Here is a 22,742-nt window from a genome sequence, read left to right as displayed (position 1 = left end):
CTTCGACTTTCCCGGTCACGGAGGGCACTCCGCCCACCGCTTAACTTGTCCAGTTTACCGGTCGCGCCGTGTTTAAGATTTCAGTTAACTCCGATTCTGCGGCGGGTTAGCCGGGAAAATGGCGCCCAGCACCGTGGCTTCGCTGGCGCCGGTCACTGAGGGAAGATTACCCGGCAGCCCCGCCAGCGTGCGCCAGGCCAGCCAGGCAAAGGCCAGCGCCTCCATATCATCGCCGCTGATCCCCGCCTCATCGGTGGTGGAGACTTCGGTTCCCGGCAGCAGTGCCGCCAGGCGCGCCATTAACAAGGGGTTACGCGCGCCGCCGCCGCACACTAACAAACGCTCGCAGCCGCCGCTTAACAATACCTGCTCACTGATGGTCACAGCGGTTAATTCCGCCAGCGTGGCCTGCACATCCTGCCCACGCAGTCCCGAATAACGGGCCAGATGTTTTTCCAGCCAACCGTAATTGAAATATTCACGACCGGTGCTTTTCGGCGCCGGTAAAGCAAACCACGGATCGCTCAGCATGTCCTGCAGCAGCGGCAGCAGCACTTTACCTTCGCTGGCCCACTGGGCATCCTTATCATACGGTTTACCCTGCTGACGCCAGATCCAGGCGTCCAGCAACATATTTCCCGGCCCGGTATCATAGCCGCGCACCGGCTGCCCCGGCACCAGCAGCGACACGTTGGCGATGCCACCGATATTCAGCACCATCCGCCGTTCAATGGGATGCGCCAGCAGCGCATGATGAAATGCCGGGACCAACGGCGCCCCCTGCCCGCCAAGCGCCATATCACGCCGGCGAAAATCCCCCACCACCGTGACTCCGGTATGCGCGGCGATCTGGTTGTTGTCGCCGATTTGCAGCGTGTGCGGCGCGTCGCCTTGCGGTTCATGCCATACGGTCTGTCCATGGCAGCCGATAGCGATAACGTCGGTGGGCTTGAGATTTTCCTGGCGCATCAGCGCCAGTACGGCATCGGCAAACAGCCGCCCCAGACGAGTGTCCAGACGCCCCAGTTGTGAGAGGGTCAACGACTGGCCCTGGCAAATCGCGAGGATCTCTTCTTTTATTGGGTGTGGTATGGGCCAGGTGAGACTGGCCTGCTGCGCCACGATGTTTTCGTTGATGGCGGCCAATACGACATCGATACCATCAAGGCTGGTACCGGACATAACGCCAATAAAGCGACCCGATCTCATACGTTTTTCCTTCATTCCATGACCCTCGTATACGCCTCACTCCACCATAAAGCGCCCGCTAATGCTATGTTGTTATAATACTTTTTAACAATAGAGCGACATTTCAGAGAACACCGTAAAGAACCGGCGTTTAGTTTAGGTTGAAGCATCATTAATTATTATTTTTTGTATAGTCAGGGCGGAAGCTATGCCCGCCGGCGACTAAATGCCATATAATTAACCGTATGGACGTTCAATTGAACACCTTCGGTGAACAGGAGATTCATAAATGATTTTACGTGTTTTGGCTGTATCGATGATTGGTTTTACGCTCGCAGGCTGCGTGAGCAGCAGCGGCCTGTCCGGCGACGTTTATTCCGCATCTGAAGCCAAACAGGTGCAGAGCGTAACTTACGGTACGATTGTGCATACGCGCGCCGTGCAGATCCAGAGCGGCGACGACAGCAATGCCATCGGCGCCATTGGCGGTGCAGTGCTCGGCGGGTTCCTCGGCAACACCATCGGCGGCGGTACCGGACGCTCTCTTGCCACCGCGGCTGGCGCTGTCGCGGGCGGCGTCGCAGGCCAGGGCGTTCAGGGTGCAATGAACAAAACCCAGGGCGTAGAACTGGAAATCCGTAAGGATGATGGCAACACCATTCTGGTGGTGCAGAAACAGGGCAGCACGCCGTTCTCTGTGGGTCAGCGCGTCGCCATTGCCGGCAGCGGCAGCCAGGTCACCGTTTCTCCTCGATAACACCCCTTGCGATGCGGCCCGTTGCGCCGCATCGTATTTTTCAGCCGCGGTTATTCCACCGTAATAGATTCGTATTAGCAATCAGATATATTATATTCAAGTAGTTCATCAATCATTGCGCCTGCGCAATATCTTATCTCACCGCCCCCACTACTCTCAGATTGTCATAATACTTTGTCGACTGAACGTCGCTGTTGCTTTTCTCTCTGGGATCTTGCCTATGCTCAAACATGTCAATCATGTTGCTAAACGTTTTATTATATATGTTTTTATTTGCTTACTGGCCGGGTTCGGCATTGCCGGAGTGACCGCTTTTTTTCATACCAGTTTCAGCACTACCTCATCAATATTATTTCCTCTACTGACCAGCTTTCTGATGGTCTTTCATATTACTATTGCCTGTTTTATGGGCATGAAATACTGGAGCAGCAAGCGCCGCCTGTACCTTACACCTGTTGCTTTCGGCTTTGCCTGTTCAGCGCTGCTGATGCTGGGCACCCTCAGCAGCTATCCGGACTGGCTTACCTGCAGCACGACCCCGGTCATTAATCAAAATGACGCCGTTATCTATTATTTCTTTCGCAATATAATGATGGCTGTATTATTCATGTCATCTATTGTTTTGTATTACTTCCGCCAGCGCATCATGCACTCGCTGAAAGCACACATAATTACATTCGCGGCATGTATCGTTTTTACATTAACAATTATTTTTTTATCGTGGGTGTACTCCAGCCACTCGCCGTGGCTGAGCATCAATTTTATCGACGATCTTAGCCATACCTTCACGCCACTGTGGCAAAGTATTATCGGCTGGCTGCTGATGGCTATCTGGTTTATCACGCTTATTTTATTAATTAGCCTGAGTAAATTACGCAATATTTTCTGGTTTAGCGGCGCTTTTTTTTGCAGCGCTTATCTTTACACCCTCTTCCAGCTAGTCTCCACCGCCGGGGACCTCGATCAGACCTGGTACCAGGCGCGTTTTTTCGAAACGCTTTGTACCCTGTTCCTGATTCTGGTGCTGCTGGTCGACGTCTTTATGCTCTACCGTGAGTCTAACCATAAGTATGTCAACTCGTACCAGAACTCGATTCGCGACCCGTTGACCCGGCTTTATAACCGCAGCTTCTTCTACGACACCCTGAACCAGCAGCTGGCGAAGGTAAACCCCCAGCATCCGCTGTCAGTGATTATCAGTGACCTCGATCATTTCAAACGCATCAATGATAACTATGGCCACGTCGCCGGCGACAAGGTGATCCAGTTTGCCGCCTCGGTACTGGAGAACCATTCGCGCGCGGATGACGCTGCTGCCCGCATTGGCGGTGAGGAGTTTGCCCTGCTGCTGGTCAACACCGCCGAGAAAGACGCCCTGGCGATCGCCGAGCGTATCCGCCTGGCCGTCAACGCTGAGCAACACCCTCTGCCGGAGCGAATGACCATCAGTATGGGGTTGTATACGACGCGCGATAGAAGCGTGAGCGCAGAAACGTGCGTCGAGCGCGCAGATGCGGCCATGTATGAAGCGAAAAACAGCGGGCGTAATCGGGTGGTGGTCTGGCGTCACCCTGGCGACTAAAAAAAACGGCCCGGGGCAACCCGGGCCGCTAAAAAATTAATCTTTTGCCTGGAGATCGAGGATATTTTGTTCAAGTTTACGAATTAAGTGGAGCAACGTTTCCACTTCCTGCTTTGAGACCCCCGACAGGATTTCATCGCGGGTCTTGCCTATCACCTCTTCCATCTCATTGATCAACGGTTCAGCTTTTTCAGTGAGCTTGATGCGTTTGGCCCGCCGGTCGCTTGAACAGGTCTGGCGAGAAATAAGCCCTTTCTCCTCCAGCTGATCGAGCGTGCGCACCAGCGACGGCTGTTCAATGCCGATGGCTTTCGCCAGCTGGATCTGCGACTGCTCAGGCGGCAGCTGGTGGATGTTATGCAGCGTGACCCAGTGAGTCTGCGTTAACTCCAGAGGTTTCAGGCGATGGTCGATTAGCGCGCGCCAAACGCGGACTAAACGTGCCAGATCAGAACCAAGTGGCGATTCCAATTTCATCTCCTTATAATTAGCTTGCTAAGTTATTATACTGATTTTAGAATAGTGTGCAGCATTTGAATTATCAAAACAAATGAATTACTTGATTCAACAAAAACCAAAACAATGATTTACACTGTTATAGCGTAGCACGCTCTGAGGTTACCCCTGTAATGGCAAAGGATTTTTGCTTGTGAAACTGAGTCTTAACACATCCGGATTGCCGCTGCAGGACCTGGTGTTCGGCGCGTCCGTCTATTTCCCTCCGCTGTTCAAAGCCGTCTTATTAGGTTTTTTTATCTGGTTGTTTTTACATCGTCAGCTGCGTGACTGGATGTATGCCGGCGACATCTGGCATCCCCTGCTGATGGACCTCTCCCTGTTCGCGCTCTCGGTCTGTCTGGCCCTGGTGTTACTGATTGCCTGGTGATCTCCTTGCTATGAAAAAACTAAAATATCTGTCAACGCTGTTGGTTGCGGCCATCGCCCTGATCGCCGCATGGTTGTTATGGAATTTCTACACCCAGTCCCCCTGGACCCGCGACGGCAAAGTGCGTGCAGAGCAGGTCGGGATCACCCCTCAGGTCTCCGGTAGCATTCTGCAGTTGAACGTGACTGACAACCAACGGGTCAACGCCGGGGATGTTCTGTTCACTATCGACGACACCCCCTACCGTATCGCCGTGCTGAACGCCCAGGCGCAGCAGGCGAAAGCGCAAGCCGAGGTGGCGAAAGCGCAGGCTGAGCAAACGAAGGCCGCCAGCGAGGCACGTCGTCGTCGCAACCTGTCGCAGAATGCGATCTCGGCTGAAGATCTTGAGAACGTCAACACCGCGCTGAATACGGCCACCACCAACCTGGCGGCCGCCAGAGCGGGACTGGGCGTCAGCGAAGCGATGCTGAAACATGCGCAATGGCAGCTAAGCCAAACAACGGTCAAAGCGCCAGTGGACGGCTGGGTGACCAACCTCTCCACCCGCGTCGGCGATTACGCCACTACCGGCCACCCGGTCTTTGCTCTGGTAGACAGCCACTCGTTTTACGTGCTGGGCTACTTTGAAGAGACCAAACTGCGTCATATCCGCATCGGCGATCCGGCGCAGATTATTCTCTACAGTAATCAGCAGACGCTGCACGGGCATGTCGCCAGCATCGGCCGGGCGATTGTCGATCAAAGCGTGGAACAGGGAACCGGGCTGGTGGCCAACATCAAACCGAATATCCCCTGGGTACGCCTCGCGCAGCGCGTTCCGGTGCGGATTGCCTTTAATGAGCTACCGGCGGACGTCACTCTGGTCTCCGGCACCACCTGCACTGTCTCGATCGGCGGGCAGTAATGAATCTGCAGGCCCTGTCGTGGCGCACACTGCCCTGGGTTAAAGCCACCCGTCCACAGTGGCGATACGCGTTGCGTAATGGCATCGCTATGTGTCTCGCGTTAAGCATCGCCTACGCGCTGGATCTCGATGAGCCGTACTGGGCGATGACCTCCGCGGCAGTGGTCAGCTTTCCCACCGTCGGCGGCGTGATCAGTAAAAGCTTTGGCCGCATCGCCGGCAGCCTGCTCGGCGCCTGCGCCGCCCTGCTGCTGGCGGGCCATACGCTGAACGATCCCTGGCTGTTTCTGTTCAGTATTTCCGGCTGGCTGGCGCTGTGCACCTGGGCCTGCGCGCTGTTCACCAACAACGTGGCCTACGCCTTTCAGCTTGCCGGCTATACCTGCGCCATCATCGCGTTTCCGGTGATTAACATCAGCGACAGCTACGAACTTTGGGTGATCGCCCAGTCGCGCGTCTGCGAAGTCATCGTTGGGATCCTCTGCGGCGGACTCATGATGATGATCCTGCCCAGCACCTCCGACGGCAGCAACCTGCTGACGGCCCTGAAAACCATGCACGCCCGGCTGCTGGAGCACGCCAGCCTGCTGTGGGTGCCGGAGACGACGGATGCCATCCGCACCGCTCACGAAAGCGTGATTGGCCAGATCCTCACCATGAACCTGCTGCGCATCCAGGCCTTCTGGAGTCACTACCGCTTCCGTCGGCAGAATCCCCTGCTGAACTACCTGCTGCATCAGCAGCTCCGAATGACCAGCGTCATTTCCAGTCTGCGACGTATGTTGCTGAACTGGCCGGACGCGCCGGCGAACACTCGTCAGGTGCTGGAGTCGCTGCTTGCTGAACTCGCTGCTCCCCATGCTGACAGCTATCATGTCGCCCGCATTCTGGCGCCTCTGGCGCCGCCGCCGGAGGCCGATTACCGTCATATCGCCTTTTGGGCGCGACTGCGCTATTTCTGTCGTATTTATCTGGAAAGCAGTCGCTGGATCCGCCGGGTAGAGAATGCGTCGGCGATCGCCGAGTTCAACGTACCTTCGGCGCCAGCCCTGGCCCGCCACACCGACCAGGCAGAGGCCTTGCTCAATGGCATCCGTACTTTTTGCGCGCTGGTGACGATTGGCGCATGGGGGATCAGCACCCAGTGGACCAGCTGCGCGGCTGCCCTGACCCTGGCCTCCATCTGCTGCGTGCTCTATTCGGTCTCGGCTTCGCCGTTTCGATCGCTGACGCTGCTGATGCAGACCCTGGTGCTGCTGTCGCTGTTCAGTTTTGTGGTGAAGTTCGGCCTGATGGTGCAGATAACCGACCTGTGGCAGTTTCTGCTATTTCTGTTCCCGCTGCTGACCACCATGCAGTTGCTCAAGCTACAGTGGCCCAAATATGCCGGCCTGTGGGGACAGCTTATCGTGTTTATGGGCTCGTTTATCTCCGTCACCAATCCGCCGGTGTACGACTATGCGGCTTTTTTCAATGATAACTTAAGCAAGATTGTCGGCGTGGGCTTTGCCTGGCTGGCTTTTGCGGTGCTCAGTCCGGGCTCAGACGCCCGCAAAGGGCGACGCCATATCAGAGCGTTACGGCGTCACTTTGTCGATCAGCTCAGCCGTCATCCCCAGCATAGCGAACATGAATTTGAATCGCTGGTGTACCACCATGTCAGCCAGCTCAGTCAGAGTAAAGATGCCCTGGCACGGCGCTGGTTACTACGTTGGGGGGTGGTGCTGCTCAACTGCTCGCACGTCGTCTGGCAGCTTCGGGAATGGGAAACCCGCTCCGATCCCCTCGCCCAGGTGCGCGACCTGTGCATCAATTTGCTGCGCGATGTGATGAGCGAGCGCGGCGTGCAGCAGCGCCCGCTGGCCTCCACCCTGCAGGAGCTGCTGCGGATCTGCGACGTCCTGAACCACCATCATCAGCCAGCGGCCCGGGAGCTGGCCGCCGCAATCTGGCGACTGTATTGCGCCCTGTCACAGCTCGAACAGGCCCCGATCGCCGGCACGATTGGCGAAAAGACTACTTAATCACCCCGCAGGCAAACCGCTCGCCGCCGCCGCCCAGCGGCTGCGGGTTGTCGGCCATATTATCGCCGCCCACGTGGACCATCAGCGCTTTCCCCTTCACCTCATTCAGCGTTTTCAGACGTGGGGCAATAATTGGCTGGTCGGCCACGCCCGCGTCGTTGACCACCAGCAGAGGCAGATCGCCAAGATGCCCGGTGCCCAGCGGCCCTTCGTGTTTCCCGGTATGTTGCGGGTCATAATGTCCGCCCGCCGCCCCGGCGGCCACCGCTTTGCCCTCTTTCATCGCCGGCTGGCAGCTGCCTTCGGCATGAATATGAAAGCCGTGCTTGCCCGGCGGCAATGCCCGCAGTTCGGGGGCGAACTCGAGGCCGCGGTCGGTTTCGGTGATTTTTACACTGCCGATGGACTGCCCGACGCCCTGGGGGGTCACGAGATTAAGTTGAACATCTTCACTGACGGCCTGTACGCCAGCGCAAAATGCGAGGGATAAGATCGCGAGAATACATCGTTGCATAACACCTCCGGATGGCTGTCTCCCTGTTAAGTGTAAACCAGGAACGCCTTTCCGGAGGCGAAATGCCCGTTACGGTACGTCGTAACCGAGCGCGGCTTTGCGGATACGGAACCACTGCTGACGGGTCATGCTAAGTTTTTCGGCCACGATCGCGGAACGCACGCGTTCGATTTTGCCCGAGCCGATAATCGGCAGCGGCTGCGAGGGCAGACGCAATATCCAGGCGTAGACCACCTGCTCGATGCTGTCGGCATTGAGCTCATGCGCTACCTGCGCCAGCTCATCGCGCAGCGGCTGGAAGCCCTCTTCATTGAACAGGCGTCCGCCGCCAAGGCAGGACCACGCCATCGGACGAATACGCAGCTGCTGCAGCTGATCGAGCGTGCCGTCGAGCAACAGCGGCTGATGCACCGGCGAGATTTCGACCTGATTGGTGGCCAGGGTAAACGGCAGGCGCGACTGCAGAAGAGTGAACTGGGCTGGGGTAAAGTTAGATACGCCAAAGTGGCGCACTTTTCCGCTGTGATGCAGCGCGAGGAACGCCTCAGCCACTTCATCGGCATTCATTAGCGGATCCGGCCGATGGATCAGCAGCAGATCGAGATGGTCCGTCGCCAGATTACGCAGCGATTGCTCAGCGCTCAGCACGATGTGGTCGCGGTCGGTGATATAGTGGCCGATGGTGTTTTCAGCCCGCGCCCGGGTGGCGATGCCGCATTTGCTGACAATTTCCATGCGATTACGCAGATGCGGCGCCAGCTTCAGCGCTTCGCCAAAGGCAGCCTCACACTGATAATCGCCATAGATATCGGCGTGATCGACAGTGGTTACGCCTAAATCGAGATGCTGTTCAATAAAGCTGACCAGCTCGCCTGGCGACATTTTCCAGTCCATCAGACGCCAGTAGCCCATCACAAAACGCGAAAATTCCGGCCCCTGGGGAGCCATAGCAATACGCTGAACCATAACCGCTTCCTCAATAAAAAAGTGTACTGAGTATACGTACTTTTTGGTTTAAAACAGTGAGGGTTGCTGCGGTTCTTCCGCCGGTTCCGGCTTGTTCGCGCGTATTTTGCGCAGCAGCCGTTGGCGGCAGAGACGCAACACCTCCTGTTTCTGCGCATCGCTCATCGTTTGCCAGTTAAAACGTTCCTCACGGCTGCGGAAACAGCCGCGACAGTAGCCGCGCTCGTCGGTCTGACATATTCCCCGGCACGGGCTCTGCACCGGGAAAAACTCTAACTGCTCTGCCACCACACGTCTCCTGTCCCTCGTCTCCTTTCATTGAAGACGTTTCCCCGCGCCGACGCAAATTTTGTTCACTACGTGCTGCGCCAGCTAACATTTTTCCGCCGACGCTTGCATTAGACCAATCGGTCTACTACAGTGTGCTCCATGAACAGACACAGCGAATGCGATACCCGAGAACATATCCTGGTCACCGGCGAGCAGCTCTGCATGCATCGCGGTTTTACCGGAATGGGCTTGAGCGAACTTCTGAAGACGGCGGAAGTGCCCAAGGGCTCTTTCTACCATTACTTCCGCTCTAAAGAAGCCTTCGGCGTCGCGCTGCTCGAACATCACTACACCGGATATCTGCAGCGCCTGGTCGACCACTTCGATCATGGCGACGGCAACTATCGTGACCGCCTGCTGGCTTATTATCAGCACACGCTGAATCAGTTCTGCCAGCAGGGGATTATTAGCGGCTGTCTTACCGTCAAGTTGTCGGCAGAGGTTTGCGACCTGTCGGAAGATATGCGTACCGCCATGGACCATGGTGCCAGTCAGATTATCGCCCTGCTGGGCGACGCGCTGGAGAAAGGACGTCAGGAAGGCAGTCTGGCGTTTGACGGCGAGGCCATGACCCTGTCGCAGGTGCTGTATTCCCTGTGGCTCGGGGCCAACCTGCAGGCCAAAATTACGCGTAGCGCAAGGCCGCTGGAAAGCGCCCTTGCCCACGCCAAACAGATTATTGCGGCGCCTGCGGTATAACAGGCGTTTTTATTTCATCAGTTACTAGACGACCGGTCTACTCAGGAGTCACTATGTCGGAAGCAAAATTATTCAGCCCGCTGAAAGTCGGTGCGGTCACCGTCCCTAATCGCGTATTTATGGCGCCGTTGACGCGTCTGCGCAGCATCGAGCCGGGCGATATCCCTACCCCGCTGATGGGCGAATACTACCGCCAGCGCGCCAGCTCCGGCCTGATCATCACCGAAGCGACGCAGATTTCTGCCCAGGCCAAAGGCTATGCCGGCGCGCCAGGCCTGCACAGCCCGGAGCAGATTGCCGCCTGGCAGAAAATCACCGCCGGTGTTCATGCGGAAAATGGCCGTATCGCCGTCCAGCTGTGGCACACCGGGCGTATTTCCCATAGCAGCCTGCAACCTGGCGGCGCCGCGCCGGTAGCACCGTCTGCGCTGAGCGCCGGTACTCGCACCTCCCTGCGCGATGAAAACGGCCATGCTATTCGCGCCGACACCTCGATGCCGCGTGCCCTGGAAACCGAAGAGATCCCGGGGATCGTCGACGATTTCCGTCAGGCGGTCGGCAATGCCCGTGACGCTGGCTTCGATCTGGTCGAGCTGCACTCGGCCCACGGCTATCTGCTGCACCAGTTCCTCTCGCCGTCGGCGAACCAGCGTACCGATCAGTACGGCGGCAGCGTTGAGAACCGTGCCCGTCTGGTACTGGAAGTGGTCGACGCCGTGAGCAAAGAGTGGAGCGCTGACCGGATCGGCATCCGCGTGTCGCCGATTGGCAGCTTCCAGAATGTGGATAATGGCCCGAACGAAGAAGAAGACGCGCTGTATCTGATTAGCGAACTGGCAAAACGCGGTATCGCCTATCTGCACATGTCCGAGCCGGACTGGGCGGGCGGCAAGCCGTACAGCGAAGCCTTCCGTCAGAAAGTTCGCGACCGCTTCCCGGGCGTGATCATTGGCGCTGGCGCCTACACGGTAGAAAAAGCCAACGATCTTATCAATAAAGGGCTCATTGATGCTGTGGCCTTTGGCCGCGATTACATCGCCAACCCGGATCTGGTGGCCCGTCTGCAGAAAAAAGCGGCGCTCAACCCCCAGCGCCCGGAAACTTTCTATGGCGGCGGCGCGGAAGGCTACACCGACTACCCTACGCTGTAATCCCTCCATTGATAGCGGCGACGTATCGCCGCTATACTCAAGGTTCTGATCTATCAAATAAACTGCATAGGGGACATTATGCGCTTACTCCACACCATGCTGCGCGTTGGCGACCTGCAACGTTCTATCGACTTCTATACCAACGTGTTGGGCATGAAGCTGCTGCGCACCAGCGAAAACCCGGAGTACAAGTACTCCCTCGCCTTTGTCGGCTACGGCGAAGAGAGCGAAACCGCGGTGATTGAACTGACCTACAACTGGGGCGTGGACAGCTATGAGCTGGGCACCGCCTACGGCCATATCGCGCTGAGCGTCGACAACGCCGCCGAAGCCTGCGAACGGATCCGCCAGAACGGGGGCAACGTCACCCGTGAAGCCGGCCCGGTAAAAGGCGGCACCACCGTCATCGCCTTCGTGGAAGATCCGGACGGTTACAAAATCGAGCTCATTGAAGAGAAAGATGCCGGCAAAGGTCTGGGCAACTAACGCTTCCCGAGCCAGGCCTCTTTAATGCCATGGCTCGCCCGGGCGCTGCGGCGCCCGTTGTTTTCACCCCTGCCTGCTGCAAGCCGCGGCAAAATTTGCCATAATGCGCGCTACTTTTTTCCAGCTAAGAGAATCTGATGTCCGAGAATGCTCAACTGAATGGTCTGTGCGACCGTTTCCGCGGTTTTTATCCGGTGGTGATTGATGTTGAAACCGCAGGATTTAATGCCAAAACCGACGCCCTGCTGGAGATCGCCGCCATTACGTTGAAGATGGATGAGCAAGGCTGGCTGATGCCCGATGAAACGCTGCATTTCCATGTTGAACCTTTCGAGGGCGCCAATCTGCAGCCCGAAGCGCTGGCCTTTAACGGAATTAACCCGCACGACCCGGAGCGCGGCGCCGTCAGCGAATACGATGCCCTGCATGCCATCTTCAAAATGGTACGCAAAGGGATGAAAGAGAGCGACTGCAGCCGGGCCATCATGGTGGCGCACAATGCCACCTTTGACCACAGCTTCACCATGACCGCCGCCGAACGCGCGGGGCTAAAACGCAACCCGTTCCATCCGTTTGTTACCTTCGACACCGCCGCGCTGAGCGGGCTGGCGCTGGGCCAGACGGTGCTGTCGAAAGCCTGTATCGCCGCGGGTATGGCGTTCGATGGCGCGCAGGCCCACTCCGCCCTGTACGATACCGAGCAGACGGCGCAGCTGTTTTGTGAGATTGTGAACCGCTGGAAGCGTCTGGGTGGCTGGCCGCTGCCCGTGGCCACCCCGGAGTGATAAAAAAAGCGACTTCCAGGAAGTCGCTTTTTTACTGATGGCGGGAATTACTCCGCTTTCGGCTCGTCGGTGTGGTACTTCGCCGCCGTCTCTTTGATCAGCTGCTGCAGTTCACCGCGCTGGTACATTTCGATGACGATATCGCAGCCGCCCACCAGTTCACCGTCTACCCACAGCTGCGGGAAAGTCGGCCAGTTGGCGTATTTAGGCAGCTCGGCGCGGATATCCGGGTTCTGCAGAATATCAACGTAAGCAAAACGTTCGCCACAGGCGGACAGCGCCTGAACGGCCTGGGCAGAGAAACCGCAGCTTGGCAGCTTCGGCGACCCTTTCATGTACAACAGGATCGGGTTTTCAGCGATTTGGCGTTGGATCTTTTCTAAAGTCGAGCTCATTGTCGTGCTTCCTTAAACTTCTTTCTACGGCAGTAACTTGTCATTGTAGCGTCCTGTAGGCAGGACGGATAATAACATTTTTTTCACTATTCATATTTTATCTTCTGTTGCGCGAAGTTGCCTTAAAAATATCATTTTGCCGTCGCAGGCGGGCGCTCATTGCGCATTTTCTGTGCGAGACGGTCAATGTCTGACGCGTTTTCTTGCAATCGTTAACCAATCGACATTTTTGATACAAAAGAATATTAACTTTCCGGGTTTTTATGCTTTAGAATCATTCCGGTTTGTCATTCATCGTCAGGCATTTGTACATGTCTGTAATTAATCAGGGGATTGCTCAGTGGCGCGGCTAAACAAAATCGCGATATCGCTCTGTGCATTACTGTTCACATCTATCTCATTCACGCCACTGGCTCAGGCGTCAGGGCATACGCACGCCTCCGCTTCGCCAAAAGCGTTGCCCGCGAAAAGTGGCTCAGAGCGCAAGAAAAAAGCTACCAGTCAAAAAAGTAAAACCACCGCTAAAACCACCAGTAAAAAGTCCTCGAGCACCCGGCTCCCTTCCCGCACTACCGCAGCAAGCCAAACCGCACTTCATCGTCAGGCCGCCGGCGCGACGAAAAAATGCGTGCTGCGTAAAGGTTATAAAAAGCAGTGCGCGAAAACGGTCGCCGCCAGCGCCGAGCCGACCCTGGCGCTGAACAGCGTCAAAAGTAAATGCGTGGTGCGTAAGGGCTATAAAAAACGCTGTAAACCTGAGGCCAGCGATGCGAATTTAACGATCGCCGACGCCCATAAAGTCCGGGTGCAGAAAGCGCAAAGTACCGCCATGAACAAATTGATGGGCCAGTTGGGTAAACCCTATCGCTGGGGCGGCACCTCGCCACGTACCGGCTTTGACTGCAGCGGACTGGTTTATTACGCCTATAAGGACCTGGTCAAAATTCACATCCCGCGTACGGCTAATGAAATGTACCACCTGCGCGATGCGCGTCCGGTGGATCGTGATGAACTGCAGAGCGGCGATTTGGTCTTCTTCCGCACCCGCGGACGCGGTACTGCCGACCACGTTGGCGTCTACGTCGGCAACGGGAAATTTATTCAATCACCACGCACAGGTCGTGATATACAAATCACCTCCCTGAGCGAGGATTACTGGGTTCGCCATTATGTTGGCGCTCGTCGCGTCATGACGCCGAAAACCATTCGCTGATCCTGGTCTGCCGCTACGGCGGCAGACCGCCTCACCTGCGCGTCTTTCCCTTCTACCGTCAAAGGATACTGCATATTCATCTCCTTGCCCGGCGCTTCCCGACGATAGCGGGTGGGCGACATACCAAAGTGACGGTGAAAGGTCCGGCAGAAAGCGGCCTGTCCGTCGTATTCCAGGCACTGAGAAATACTCTGTATCGACGCTTGCGTCTGCGTTAAATAGATTGTCGCAATGGTCATTTTTCGCCGACTGACGTAGTTCGCCAGCGTGCAGCCGGTCACCATGGCGAACTGCCGCTGGAAATACCAGTGCGAATAACCGGACTTTTTCGCAATCGTGCTGACCGGCAGGGTGTCTAAAATATGGGCTTCGATCCAGTCAACGATCCCCCGCACAACCGGGATCATCTTCGGGCTCACCGCCTCACCTGTTTTTGCCATCGTAGCCATCCTGTGGGAAATTCATGTCGGCGGTCATATTTGTCATACAAATAGCAAAATAGACAATGAATTATTGGCATAGCGGCGATTGCCTGGGCGCATATTTTAATTAAACCATTAATTTTAAAGACATATCACCCTCAACCATGATGCGCGGCTGCGATCGTCAGAGAAAAACAGAAGACGTTAAACCTTCCCTGCGAGAGTCGGAAAAGCGCAGACGGCGTCTCCTTATACATTTTTGCAACATCTGCGAGCGGTTTGACGCCTCGCCCCGTAGAAAACGGTTAAGCCTTCATCAGTTGCGCCTGCGGCAATAGCCTTTATCGTTGTAAGGCTTTTCACTGCTTGCGGCAAATGTTAACATTCTCAATACAATAACAGCCCGTGACGCGACAGCGTCGGGTGGCCAGAACACGATTCAGGCGAAAGCCTCATCTTGTCAATGTGAGCTAAAACAAAAAGTTATAAGGAGAGTAGCAATGTCGTTTGAATTACCTGCATTACCATATGCAAAAGACGCCCTGGCGCCGCACATTTCCGCAGAAACCCTGGAATATCACTACGGTAAACACCACCAGGCGTATGTCACTAACCTCAACAACCTGATCAAAGGCACTGCGTTCGAAGGCAAATCTCTCGAAGAGATCGTCCGCACTTCTGAAGGCGGCGTATTCAACAACGCAGCCCAGGTCTGGAACCACACCTTCTACTGGAACTGCCTGGCGCCGAACGCCGGCGGCGAACCGGAAGGCGAGTTAGCGGCCGCGATTGCCAAATCCTTCGGCAGCTTTGCGGATTTTAAAGCCAAATTTACCGATGCCGCAGCGAAAAACTTCGGCGCGGGCTGGACCTGGCTGGTCAAAAATGCCGACGGCAGCCTGGCTATCGTCTCCACCAGCAACGCCGGTACCCCGCTGACCACCGACGCGAAGCCGCTGCTGACCGTTGACGTCTGGGAACACGCCTACTACATCGACTACCGCAATGCCCGTCCAAGCTACCTGGACCATTTCTGGGCGCTGGTTAACTGGAAGTTTGTTGCGGCCAACCTGGCGGCATAAACGACAAACCGCAGCAGGGTCTCCCCGGCTGCGGTTTTTTTTAGCCCTTCCCTACACTCGCGTTACTGGCGGGCAAAGGCCTCTTCCGGCTGCGCTCGTCCGCTGAACCAGACCAGCAGCAGCGCCAGACCGGCGATAATCGCCCCCATCACCGGCACAAACGCATAGCCCAGTCCGCCAGAGATCACCGCCCCACCGGCGGCGGCGCCCAGCGCGTTGCCGAGGTTGAACGCGCCGATATTCACCGAAGAAGAGAGCCCCGGCGCTTCATGCGCCACGCGCATGACCCGCATCTGCAGCGGCGGAACCACCGCAAAGGTGGCTGCGCCCCAGACAATCATGCTGATGGCCGCTCCGGCCTGGGATTGCGCCAGCAGCGGGATCGCCAGCATGATCGCCATCAGCAGCAGCAGAAAGCCTTTCAGCGTGCCAGAGACCGACCGGTCGGCGAATTTGCCGCCCAGATAGTTGCCCAGCGAAAAACCAACGCCAATCAGCACCAGCATCGCGGTAATAAACAGCGATGAAGCGTGGGTCAGCGTATTGAGCACTGGCGAGATATAGGTATACAGCGTAAACATTGCCCCGGCACCGAGCACGGTAGTCAGCAAGGCGGAGAGTACCTGCGGGCGTAGCAGGACTGAAAGCTCTTTTTTGACATCCGGGCGCTCACCGGCGCTGCCCTTCGGCAGAGAGAACCACAGACTGACCATCGCCAGCAGGCCTAACCCCGCGGTGGCCAGGAAGGACATCCGCCAGCCGATGGTTTCGCCAAGCCAGGTGGCCGCCGGTACACCGCCGATGTTGGCGATGGTGAGCCCCATAAACATCGTGGCTACCGCGCTGGCCTGCTTATGCTTTGGCACGACGCTGGCTGCGACCACTGACCCCAGGCCAAAGAAAGCACCGTGGTTGAGGCTGGTAATAATGCGCGACAGCAGCAAGGTGGTGTAATCCGGCGCAATGGATGACAACAGGTTGCCGACGGTGAAGATCCCCATCAGAAAAATCAGCGCATTGCGCCGCGCGCGATGTGACAACAGCAGGGTCATCAACGGCGCGCCGACCATGACGCCGATGGCATACGCACTGATCAGCATTCCCGCCACTGGGATTGAGACGTCCACACCTTTCGCAATCACCGGCAGCAATCCCATTGGGGAGAACTCGGTGGTACCGATGCCAAAGGCGCCGATCGCCAGCGCAAGTAAAGGAAAGTTGATTTTCATTCAATGACTCCATCAGACCGTCAGAGAGGACGGCGTAACATCAGAAGTCAAAAGCATGACATCAATCACAAAAAAACAAAAGTGAACGAAATGACAAAAGATTTTTGCAGAATTGATAATAATGGCGGGATACGGGGAGGAGGCCGCGCTCCTCCCTCACTGGAACATTAGTGCAGTATGGCGGTCAGGCTGAAAGCAACGATCACGCCGAGGGCAATAACCGTGGTGATCAGCGAAAACTTTAAATTGGTATCCATCATTTTTCCCTCTTGTTATCCCCACACCAAAAGTGAGCTTGCTCATTTTTGCACAAAAAATCGCAAAAATCTTCCGGGATTTAGGGCGATGCACATTTTTGCTCTTCCACTTTGCCCCAAGATCGGACAAAATCCCACGCTAATTTAAAAGCGTATCGGCCATTGACCCCTTCCTGTCGTTCTGTGTCGTTTTCCCGACGTGATGCAATGTTGAAAATTGTATTCAGGGTGTGTGTAGGCAAACGTTTACGTATCGATGATCAGGCGATCAGGTCAAGGCATGGAGTGAGATGTAATGGCAACTATTAAAGATGTAGCGAAGCGCGCAAACGTTTCCACTACAACTGTATCACATGTAATTAACAAAACCCGTTTCGTTGCCGAAGAGACGCGCAATGCGGTGTGGGCGGCGATCAAAGAGCTGCACTACTCGCCGAGCGCCGTGGCCCGCAGCCTGAAAGTCAATCATACAAAATCGATTGGTCTGCTGGCGACCAGTAGCGAAGCCGCCTATTTTGCTGAAATTATTGAGTCTGTTGAAAAGAGCTGCTTCCAGAAGGGCTACACCCTGATCCTCGGCAACGCATGGAACGATCCGGAAAAACAGCGCGCCTATTTGTCGATGATGGCGCAGAAGCGTGTCGACGGTCTGCTGGTGATGTGTTCCGAATATCCGGATTCGGTATTGAGCATGCTGGAAGAGTATCGCCATATCCCGATGGTGGTGATGGACTGGGGCGAAGCAAAAGCCGACTTCACCGATGCGGTGATCGATAACGCCTTCCAGGGCGGCTATATCGCCGGACGCTACCTGATTGAACGTGGCCATCGTGAAATCGGCGTGATCCCGGGTCCGCTGGAGCGCAACACCGGCGCAGGCCGCCTGGCCGGCTTTATGCAGGCAATGAAAGAGGCGCATATCAGCGTGCCGGAAAACTGGATTGTGCAGGGCGACTTCGAGCCGGAGTCCGGCTACCGCGCTATGCAGCAGATCTTAAGCCAGCAGCACCGTCCGACGGCGGTGTTCTGCGGCGGCGATATCATGGCGATGGGCGCTATCTGCGCGGCGGATGAAATGGGGCTGCGGGTGCCGCAGGACATTTCGCTGATCGGTTATGATAATGTGCGTAACGCCCGCTATTTCAGCCCGGCGTTAACCACTATTCATCAGCCGAAAGATTCCCTGGGCGAAGCCGCATTTAACATGCTGTTGGATCGTATCGTTAATAAGCGTGAAGAGTCGCAGTCTATCGAAGTTCATCCTCGTCTGGTCGAACGCCGCTCCGTGGCGGATGGCCCGTTTGTCGATTATCGTCGGTAAGGCATCTGGCGGGCGCGGATCACTCCGGCGCCCGCAGCCATTCCCGATTCAGCGTGTCGCTGTCCCCCAGATAGTCGAGCATCCAGTTCAGCGCCGGTGAGGCATCACTCTGCTGCCAGGTCAGACAGCAGGCGGCATCCGGGAACGGATTCTCCAGCGCCAGCGCGGTCCACACGCCGCGATCTACCCATGGTCGGGCGAAATGGCTCGGCACCATGCCGACGCAGAGGCCCGCCGACAGACAGGTGGCCGACGATTCCCAGTCGGGGACCACCACCCTCTTCTGGTTATCCAGCAGCCAGGTTGTTCGTTTGGGCAGTGAACGTGACGTATCCTCCCGCACCAGCGACGGCCAGTTACGCAGGACATCATCGCTCAGGGGTCCCTCCATCTTCGCCAGCGGGTGATCGCTCGCCACCACGCAGTCCCAGCTCAGCATCCCCATATCGCGAAACGCATAGCGGCCCCCGACCGGAATAGATCGCGTTGCGCCAATCGCCAGTTCTACACGGCCGTCGGCCAGCGCATCCCATACGCCGTTGAACACTTCCTGGAAAACGATGAGCTCGACGTCGGGAAAATGGCGATAGAAATCGACGATCATCTGGCGCATCCGCGCCGGTTTCACAATATCATCCACCGCGATCGACAGCTGCCCGCGCCAGCCGTTGGCGATTTGCTGGCACTGCTGGCGGGTGATCTGCATTTTTTTGATAACAGAGCGCCCTTCCTGTAAGAACCAGACCCCTGCGGGCGTCAGCTCCACATCACGATGGCGGCGCTCAAACAAGGGAACGGCCAGCCACTCTTCAAGCTGACGCACGGTATAGCTGATGGCGGAGGGCACCCGGTGCAGCTCCTGCGCGGCCGCGCTGAAGCTGCCGTTGCGGGCCACGGCATCAACCACTTCCAGAGAGTATTCAGACCACATTTTCTGCCTGCAAAATTTTTGAATGCATGTGACAAATATTAGCGTTTCACAAGCCACAATGCACTCCCTACACTCTGCGGCATCGTACCTGTACTCCAAAAATGAGAACGTTATGTCACAACCTGGGAAAGGATTTTTAGTCTGGCTGGCCGGCCTGAGCGTGCTGGGCTTTCTGGCCACCGATATGTACCTGCCGGCGTTTGCCGCCATGCAGCAGGATCTCAATACCTCCGCTGCCTCCATCAGCGCCAGCCTGAGCCTGTTCCTCGCCGGCTTCGCGCTGGGGCAGCTGTTCTGGGGGCCGCTGTCGGACCGCTATGGGCGCAAACCGGTGCTGTTGAGCGGCCTGGCAATTTTCGCGGCCGGCTGTCTGGGGATGCTGTGGGTGCACAACGCTACCCTGATGCTGGCGCTGCGCTTTTTGCAGGCGATTGGCGTCTGTGCCGCGGCCGTTACCTGGCAGGCGATGGTCACCGATTACTATCCTGCCCAGCGCACGAACCGCATCTTCGCCACCATTATGCCGCTGGTAGGACTGTCGCCAGCGCTGGCCCCGCTGCTGGGTAGCTGGCTACTGGTGCACTTCGAGTGGCAAGCCATCTTCGCCACCCTGTTTGCCATTACTCTGCTGCTGATGCTGCCTGCCCTGCGCCTGAAGGCAGCCGCAAAGTCGGTAGCAGTGACACAGCAGAAGATCACCTTTCTCGCGCTGCTGCGCTCCCGGGAATACAGCGGCAACGTCCTGATCTACGCCGCCTGCTCCGCCAGCTTCTTCGCCTGGCTTACCGGTTCACCTTTTATCCTGCACGAAATGGGCTATGGCCCAACCGCTATCGGCCTGAGCTATATCCCACAGACCATCGCCTTTCTGGTGGGCGGCTATGGTTGTCGCGCACTGCTACAAAAATGGTCAGGACAACAGATGCTGCCGTGGCTGCTGGTGGTCTTCGCCGTCAGCGTTGCCGCCACCTGGCTGGTCGGCCTGCAAACGCATGCCTCGCTGGTGGCGTTAATGATCCCGTTCTGCATGATGGCGGTGGTCAACGGCGGGATCTATCCCATTGTGGTCGCCCAGGCGCTGAAGCCCTTCCCTCAGGCAACGGGCCGCGCGGCGGCGCTGCAGAATACGCTGCAGCTGGGATTGTGCTTCCTGACCAGTTTGCTGGTATCGGCGCTGATCGCCACGCCGCTGCTGACCACCACCAGTGTGATGCTGGTCTCGATTGGCTTAGCCGGAATCGGCTATCGCCTGCAGCAAACGCCGGAGCTGACCCCCCACTCTTCCCACGCGTAACGCCCATCGCCGTTGCCCGGACCAGTCGTTAGCATGCTAAGAAAATTTTATTGAAAGCCAGTACTTAGCGTCCTATACTGGATCCGGGTTCACATAAATAGAAAATAGTTAAATATTAACGGATGCAGGATGCCTCCGTTTCACCATGGAAGGCCTTTCGGCAAGGGTTATCTCCCTTCCTCTGTTCTACGTCGGATAGCGACTTCACGGATTATCCGTGAGATTTCTCACAAAGCCAAAAAAGCGTCTACGCTGTTTTAAGGTTCTGATCACTTGGGCGTGATGGAGAAGCTATGAGTTCATCGTGTATAGAAGAAGTAAGTGTACCAAATGATGACTGGTACCGGATTGCAGCTGAATTATTGGGCCGTGCGGGAATAGAAATCAATGGCTCCGCGCCGTCAGACCTGCGAATTAAAAACCCTCTTTTCTTTAAACGTGTCCTGCAGGAGGGGTCGCTGGGGTTAGGCGAAAGCTATATGGACGGCTGGTGGGACTGCGAGCGTCTGGATATATTCTTCCACAAAGTGCTTCGCGCCGGACTGGAAAAACAGCTCCCTCACCATTTCAAAGATACACTCCGCATCGCAGGCGCTCGCCTGTTCAATCTGCAAAGTAAAAAACGCGCCTGGATTGTTGGCAAAGAGCATTACGATCTCGGCAACGATCTCTTCAGCCGAATGCTTGACCCCTACATGCAGTATTCCTGCGGATACTGGAAAGAGGCGCAAACCCTCGAAGCGGCGCAGCAGGCTAAACTGGACCTCATCTGTCGTAAGCTGGAGCTTGAGCCGGGGATGCGGGTACTGGACATCGGCTGTGGATGGGGCGGGCTCGCCGAGTATATGGCGCGAAATTACCAGGTCAGCGTTGTCGGCGTGACCATCTCCGCCGAGCAGCAAAAGATGGCCCAGGCACGCTGCGCTGATCTTGACGTGGAGATTCGGCTCCAGGACTATCGCGATCTGCACGACAGCTTTGACCGTATCGTCTCCGTCGGTATGTTCGAGCACGTGGGACCGAAAAATTACGCCACCTACTTTGAGGTCGCGGATCGTAATTTGAAACCCAACGGCCGTTTCTTACTGCACACCATCGGTTCCAAAGTCACCGACCATAACGTCGACCCGTGGATCGATAAATATATCTTCCCCAACGGCTGTCTGCCGTCGGTTCGGCAGATCGCCGATGCCAGCGAGAAGCACTTTGTGATGGAAGACTGGCATAACTTCGGCGCCGATTATGACACCACCCTGATGGCCTGGTATGAGCGTTTTCTCGCCAGCTGGCCGGAAATTGCCGATAACTATTCTGAACGTTTCAAACGGATGTTCAGCTATTATCTGAACGCCTGCGCCGGCGCCTTCCGCGCCCGTGACATTCAGCTCTGGCAGGTAGTGTTCTCGCGCGGCATTGAACATGGGCTACGCATCGCCCGCTAACAAAATCTCCCCCGCTCACCGGCGGGGGATTTTTTTCAGGCTTCATTCACCTTAGACGCAACGTCTTTCGCGGCCAGCACGCGTTCAACCGTATCGACAACCGCCTGAGTTTGCGGGTCAATCTCAATATTGACGCGGTCACCCAGCTTTTTCGCGCCCAGCGTGGTCCGCTGCAGCGTTTCCGGGATAAGATGCACGCAGAAGCGGGTTGCCGTCACCTCGCCCACCGTCAGGCTAATGCCATCAATACCGATGAATCCTTTATAAAGGATATATTTCATCAGCGTCGGATCCTGCACTTTAAACCAGATCTGACGGTTATTTTCGGAAGTGAGGATCTTCACGATTTCCGCGGTGGTCATAATATGGCCGGACATCAGATGCCCGCCGATTTCATCACTGAATTTCGCCGCCCGCTCGACGTTCACTTCATCCCCGATCTGAATATCGCCGAGGTTGGTAATCCGCAGCGTCTCTTTCATCAGATCGAAGCTGATGTGCGCGCCGTTTATTTCGGTCACCGTCAGGCAACAGCCGTTATTGGCTACCGAGGCGCCGGTTTCCAGCCCCTCCAGCATATGCGCCGGTAGCTCCACCACATGGGTGCGAAAATTGGGTTTATCATCAATGGAGACCACTTTCGCGGTTCCCTGAACAATACCAGTAAACATGTTAGGCTCCTGTTGAAAATCATGACGGTATCATTACCGTTTTCGCTATCGGGAACAATAACAGGAGGGCAAAGCGGTTGCCAGCGCGCTTCGTGCCTCGACTCTTTTTTCACTGGCTTAATGGCTAATCCTCGCTACAATAGACTGGAAATTCCTCATTTTTATCCCCTTGCTGCCAGTTACGGCGGCTTTTTTAGTCTCAAAATAACA

The 22,742-nt window shown here is 56.3% G+C and carries 25 protein-coding genes; 14 read left to right on the top strand and 11 right to left on the bottom strand.

Going from position 1 to position 22,742, the window contains the following annotated elements:
- Positions 1–84 precede the first annotated feature (84 nt).
- Positions 85–1,209 (bottom strand): anhydro-N-acetylmuramic acid kinase, encoded by a 1,125-nt coding sequence (gene anmK, locus SP68_RS11315; RefSeq protein ID WP_008804634.1) that lies wholly within the window; start codon positions 1,207–1,209, stop codon positions 85–87.
- A gap of 268 nt (positions 1,210–1,477) precedes the next feature.
- Here anmK and slyB point away from each other — a divergent pair, with 268 nt between their 5' ends.
- Both slyB and SP68_RS11305 read left to right on the top strand, forming a co-directional pair.
- On the top strand, positions 1,478–1,945 hold the full coding sequence (slyB, locus tag SP68_RS11310; protein WP_008804633.1) for an outer membrane lipoprotein SlyB: 468 nt from the start codon (positions 1,478–1,480) through the stop codon (positions 1,943–1,945).
- A gap of 220 nt (positions 1,946–2,165) precedes the next feature.
- Positions 2,166–3,527 carry an MASE4 domain-containing protein gene (locus tag SP68_RS11305; protein ID WP_022066459.1) on the top strand — a complete coding sequence of 454 codons (1,362 nt, stop codon included), beginning with the start codon at positions 2,166–2,168 and terminating at the stop codon, positions 3,525–3,527.
- Positions 3,528–3,563: 36 nt separating this feature from the next.
- Here the strand turns inward: SP68_RS11305 and slyA are convergent, their stop codons facing one another.
- Entirely contained in the window at positions 3,564–4,004 is a 441-nt protein-coding gene (gene slyA / locus SP68_RS11300) for a transcriptional regulator SlyA (protein WP_008804631.1), read from the bottom strand.
- A 172-nt stretch (positions 4,005–4,176) separates the two neighbouring features.
- Here slyA and SP68_RS11295 point away from each other — a divergent pair, with 172 nt between their 5' ends.
- Genes SP68_RS11295 through SP68_RS11285 form a run of 3 tightly spaced genes read left to right on the top strand, consistent with a single transcriptional unit; the run spans position 4,177 to position 7,344 of the window.
- Positions 4,177–4,413 (top strand): DUF1656 domain-containing protein, encoded by a 237-nt coding sequence (locus SP68_RS11295; RefSeq protein ID WP_004143834.1) that lies wholly within the window; start codon positions 4,177–4,179, stop codon positions 4,411–4,413.
- Between the two features lie 10 nt (positions 4,414–4,423).
- On the top strand, positions 4,424–5,320 hold the full coding sequence (locus tag SP68_RS11290) for an efflux RND transporter periplasmic adaptor subunit (protein ID WP_012968041.1): 897 nt from the start codon (positions 4,424–4,426) through the stop codon (positions 5,318–5,320).
- Positions 5,320–7,344, top strand: coding sequence for an FUSC family protein (locus SP68_RS11285; RefSeq protein WP_040968581.1), 2,025 nt, complete (start codon positions 5,320–5,322; stop codon positions 7,342–7,344). The genes SP68_RS11290 and SP68_RS11285 overlap by 1 nt, the downstream gene beginning before the upstream one ends.
- Here the strand turns inward: SP68_RS11285 and sodC are convergent.
- From sodC to SP68_RS11270, 3 genes are all read right to left on the bottom strand, one after another.
- Positions 7,337–7,858, bottom strand: a complete 522-nt coding sequence (sodC, locus tag SP68_RS11280; protein WP_040968582.1) for a superoxide dismutase [Cu-Zn] SodC — start codon at positions 7,856–7,858, stop codon at positions 7,337–7,339. The genes SP68_RS11285 and sodC overlap by 8 nt on opposite strands.
- Positions 7,859–7,927: 69 nt before the next feature.
- The gene (locus tag SP68_RS11275; protein ID WP_008804627.1) at positions 7,928–8,824 is read right to left on the bottom strand and encodes an aldo/keto reductase; all 897 of its coding nucleotides are present in this window, start codon (positions 8,822–8,824) and stop codon (positions 7,928–7,930) included.
- Between the two features lie 48 nt (positions 8,825–8,872).
- Positions 8,873–9,115, bottom strand: coding sequence for a DUF1289 domain-containing protein (locus SP68_RS11270; protein WP_008804626.1), 243 nt, complete (start codon positions 9,113–9,115; stop codon positions 8,873–8,875).
- Positions 9,116–9,253: 138 nt separating this feature from the next.
- Between SP68_RS11270 and SP68_RS11265 the strand changes: the two genes are divergently transcribed.
- From SP68_RS11265 to rnt, 4 genes are all read left to right on the top strand, one after another.
- Positions 9,254–9,853 (top strand): TetR/AcrR family transcriptional regulator, encoded by a 600-nt coding sequence (locus SP68_RS11265; protein WP_008804625.1) that lies wholly within the window; start codon positions 9,254–9,256, stop codon positions 9,851–9,853.
- A gap of 53 nt (positions 9,854–9,906) precedes the next feature.
- Positions 9,907–11,004, top strand: coding sequence for an alkene reductase (gene nemA / locus SP68_RS11260; protein WP_008804624.1), 1,098 nt, complete (start codon positions 9,907–9,909; stop codon positions 11,002–11,004).
- A 78-nt stretch (positions 11,005–11,082) separates the two neighbouring features.
- Positions 11,083–11,490, top strand: a complete 408-nt coding sequence (gene gloA, locus SP68_RS11255; RefSeq protein WP_002907764.1) for a lactoylglutathione lyase — start codon at positions 11,083–11,085, stop codon at positions 11,488–11,490.
- A 137-nt stretch (positions 11,491–11,627) separates the two neighbouring features.
- Entirely contained in the window at positions 11,628–12,275 is a 648-nt protein-coding gene (rnt, locus tag SP68_RS11250; RefSeq protein WP_008804623.1) for a ribonuclease T, read from the top strand.
- Between the two features lie 47 nt (positions 12,276–12,322).
- Here the strand turns inward: rnt and SP68_RS11245 are convergent, their stop codons facing one another.
- Positions 12,323–12,670 carry a Grx4 family monothiol glutaredoxin gene (locus SP68_RS11245; protein ID WP_002907768.1) on the bottom strand — a complete coding sequence of 116 codons (348 nt, stop codon included), beginning with the start codon at positions 12,668–12,670 and terminating at the stop codon, positions 12,323–12,325.
- A gap of 340 nt (positions 12,671–13,010) precedes the next feature.
- On the opposite strand from SP68_RS11245, the gene SP68_RS11240 reads away from it, so the two are divergent.
- A complete protein-coding gene (locus tag SP68_RS11240; RefSeq protein WP_012968037.1) occupies positions 13,011–13,883 on the top strand; it encodes a C40 family peptidase in 873 nt (290 codons plus the stop codon).
- Here SP68_RS11240 and SP68_RS11235 read toward each other — a convergent pair.
- Positions 13,838–14,323: a helix-turn-helix domain-containing protein gene (locus SP68_RS11235; RefSeq protein ID WP_040968583.1), complete on the bottom strand. Its 486-nt coding sequence runs from the start codon at positions 14,321–14,323 to the stop codon at positions 13,838–13,840. The genes SP68_RS11240 and SP68_RS11235 overlap by 46 nt on opposite strands.
- A 482-nt stretch (positions 14,324–14,805) precedes the next feature.
- On the opposite strand from SP68_RS11235, the gene sodB reads away from it, so the two are divergent.
- Positions 14,806–15,387, top strand: a complete 582-nt coding sequence (sodB, locus tag SP68_RS11230) for a superoxide dismutase [Fe] (RefSeq protein WP_002907771.1) — start codon at positions 14,806–14,808, stop codon at positions 15,385–15,387.
- A 62-nt stretch (positions 15,388–15,449) separates the two neighbouring features.
- Here the strand turns inward: sodB and SP68_RS11225 are convergent, their stop codons facing one another.
- Entirely contained in the window at positions 15,450–16,616 is a 1,167-nt protein-coding gene (locus SP68_RS11225) for an MFS transporter (protein ID WP_016161205.1), read from the bottom strand.
- Positions 16,617–16,783: 167 nt separating this feature from the next.
- Entirely contained in the window at positions 16,784–16,876 is a 93-nt protein-coding gene (gene cydH, locus SP68_RS27820) for a cytochrome bd-I oxidase subunit CydH (protein ID WP_012968036.1), read from the bottom strand.
- A 292-nt stretch (positions 16,877–17,168) separates the two neighbouring features.
- On the opposite strand from cydH, the gene purR reads away from it, so the two are divergent.
- Positions 17,169–18,194 carry an HTH-type transcriptional repressor PurR gene (gene purR, locus SP68_RS11220; RefSeq protein ID WP_004202888.1) on the top strand — a complete coding sequence of 342 codons (1,026 nt, stop codon included), beginning with the start codon at positions 17,169–17,171 and terminating at the stop codon, positions 18,192–18,194.
- Positions 18,195–18,213: 19 nt separating this feature from the next.
- On the opposite strand, the gene punR is transcribed toward purR, so the two are convergent.
- Positions 18,214–19,125 (bottom strand): DNA-binding transcriptional activator PunR, encoded by a 912-nt coding sequence (punR, locus tag SP68_RS11215; RefSeq protein WP_012541515.1) that lies wholly within the window; start codon positions 19,123–19,125, stop codon positions 18,214–18,216.
- A 112-nt stretch (positions 19,126–19,237) separates the two neighbouring features.
- Here punR and punC point away from each other — a divergent pair, with 112 nt between their 5' ends.
- Complete coding sequence (gene punC, locus SP68_RS11210; RefSeq protein WP_012541514.1) at positions 19,238–20,419, top strand: purine nucleoside transporter PunC; 1,182 nt, start codon at positions 19,238–19,240, stop codon at positions 20,417–20,419.
- A 293-nt stretch (positions 20,420–20,712) separates the two neighbouring features.
- The gene (gene cfa / locus SP68_RS11205) at positions 20,713–21,861 is read left to right on the top strand and encodes a cyclopropane fatty acyl phospholipid synthase (RefSeq protein WP_008804616.1); all 1,149 of its coding nucleotides are present in this window, start codon (positions 20,713–20,715) and stop codon (positions 21,859–21,861) included.
- 35 nt (positions 21,862–21,896) lie between these two features.
- Here the strand turns inward: cfa and SP68_RS11200 are convergent, their stop codons facing one another.
- Positions 21,897–22,532: a riboflavin synthase gene (locus tag SP68_RS11200; protein ID WP_012541513.1), complete on the bottom strand. Its 636-nt coding sequence runs from the start codon at positions 22,530–22,532 to the stop codon at positions 21,897–21,899.
- Between the last annotated feature and the right edge of the window lie 210 nt (positions 22,533–22,742).

Origin of the sequence: Klebsiella variicola (genome assembly GCF_000828055.2) — a bacterium.
GTDB lineage: Bacteria > Pseudomonadota > Gammaproteobacteria > Enterobacterales > Enterobacteriaceae > Klebsiella > Klebsiella variicola.
The sequence above is the reverse complement of the archived record's forward strand: the minus strand, read 5'-3'. Positions and strand labels throughout refer to the sequence as shown.

Coding starts and splice junctions, on each gene's coding strand:
- anmK (WP_008804634.1), bottom strand. CDS start 1,209: ATGAGATCGGGTCGCTTTATTGGCGTTATGTCCGGTACCAGCCTTGAT.
- slyB (WP_008804633.1), top strand. CDS start 1,478: ATGATTTTACGTGTTTTGGCTGTATCGATGATTGGTTTTACGCTCGCA.
- SP68_RS11305 (WP_022066459.1), top strand. CDS start 2,166: ATGCTCAAACATGTCAATCATGTTGCTAAACGTTTTATTATATATGTT.
- slyA (WP_008804631.1), bottom strand. CDS start 4,004: ATGAAATTGGAATCGCCACTTGGTTCTGATCTGGCACGTTTAGTCCGC.
- SP68_RS11290 (WP_012968041.1), top strand. CDS start 4,424: ATGAAAAAACTAAAATATCTGTCAACGCTGTTGGTTGCGGCCATCGCC.
- SP68_RS11285 (WP_040968581.1), top strand. CDS start 5,320: ATGAATCTGCAGGCCCTGTCGTGGCGCACACTGCCCTGGGTTAAAGCC.
- sodC (WP_040968582.1), bottom strand. CDS start 7,858: ATGCAACGATGTATTCTCGCGATCTTATCCCTCGCATTTTGCGCTGGC.
- SP68_RS11275 (WP_008804627.1), bottom strand. CDS start 8,824: ATGGTTCAGCGTATTGCTATGGCTCCCCAGGGGCCGGAATTTTCGCGT.
- SP68_RS11265 (WP_008804625.1), top strand. CDS start 9,254: ATGAACAGACACAGCGAATGCGATACCCGAGAACATATCCTGGTCACC.
- nemA (WP_008804624.1), top strand. CDS start 9,907: ATGTCGGAAGCAAAATTATTCAGCCCGCTGAAAGTCGGTGCGGTCACC.
- gloA (WP_002907764.1), top strand. CDS start 11,083: ATGCGCTTACTCCACACCATGCTGCGCGTTGGCGACCTGCAACGTTCT.
- rnt (WP_008804623.1), top strand. CDS start 11,628: ATGTCCGAGAATGCTCAACTGAATGGTCTGTGCGACCGTTTCCGCGGT.
- SP68_RS11245 (WP_002907768.1), bottom strand. CDS start 12,670: ATGAGCTCGACTTTAGAAAAGATCCAACGCCAAATCGCTGAAAACCCG.
- SP68_RS11235 (WP_040968583.1), bottom strand. CDS start 14,323: ATGGCAAAAACAGGTGAGGCGGTGAGCCCGAAGATGATCCCGGTTGTG.
- sodB (WP_002907771.1), top strand. CDS start 14,806: ATGTCGTTTGAATTACCTGCATTACCATATGCAAAAGACGCCCTGGCG.
- SP68_RS11225 (WP_016161205.1), bottom strand. CDS start 16,616: ATGAAAATCAACTTTCCTTTACTTGCGCTGGCGATCGGCGCCTTTGGC.
- cydH (WP_012968036.1), bottom strand. CDS start 16,876: ATGATGGATACCAATTTAAAGTTTTCGCTGATCACCACGGTTATTGCC.
- purR (WP_004202888.1), top strand. CDS start 17,169: ATGGCAACTATTAAAGATGTAGCGAAGCGCGCAAACGTTTCCACTACA.
- punR (WP_012541515.1), bottom strand. CDS start 19,125: ATGTGGTCTGAATACTCTCTGGAAGTGGTTGATGCCGTGGCCCGCAAC.
- punC (WP_012541514.1), top strand. CDS start 19,238: ATGTCACAACCTGGGAAAGGATTTTTAGTCTGGCTGGCCGGCCTGAGC.
- cfa (WP_008804616.1), top strand. CDS start 20,713: ATGAGTTCATCGTGTATAGAAGAAGTAAGTGTACCAAATGATGACTGG.
- SP68_RS11200 (WP_012541513.1), bottom strand. CDS start 22,532: ATGTTTACTGGTATTGTTCAGGGAACCGCGAAAGTGGTCTCCATTGAT.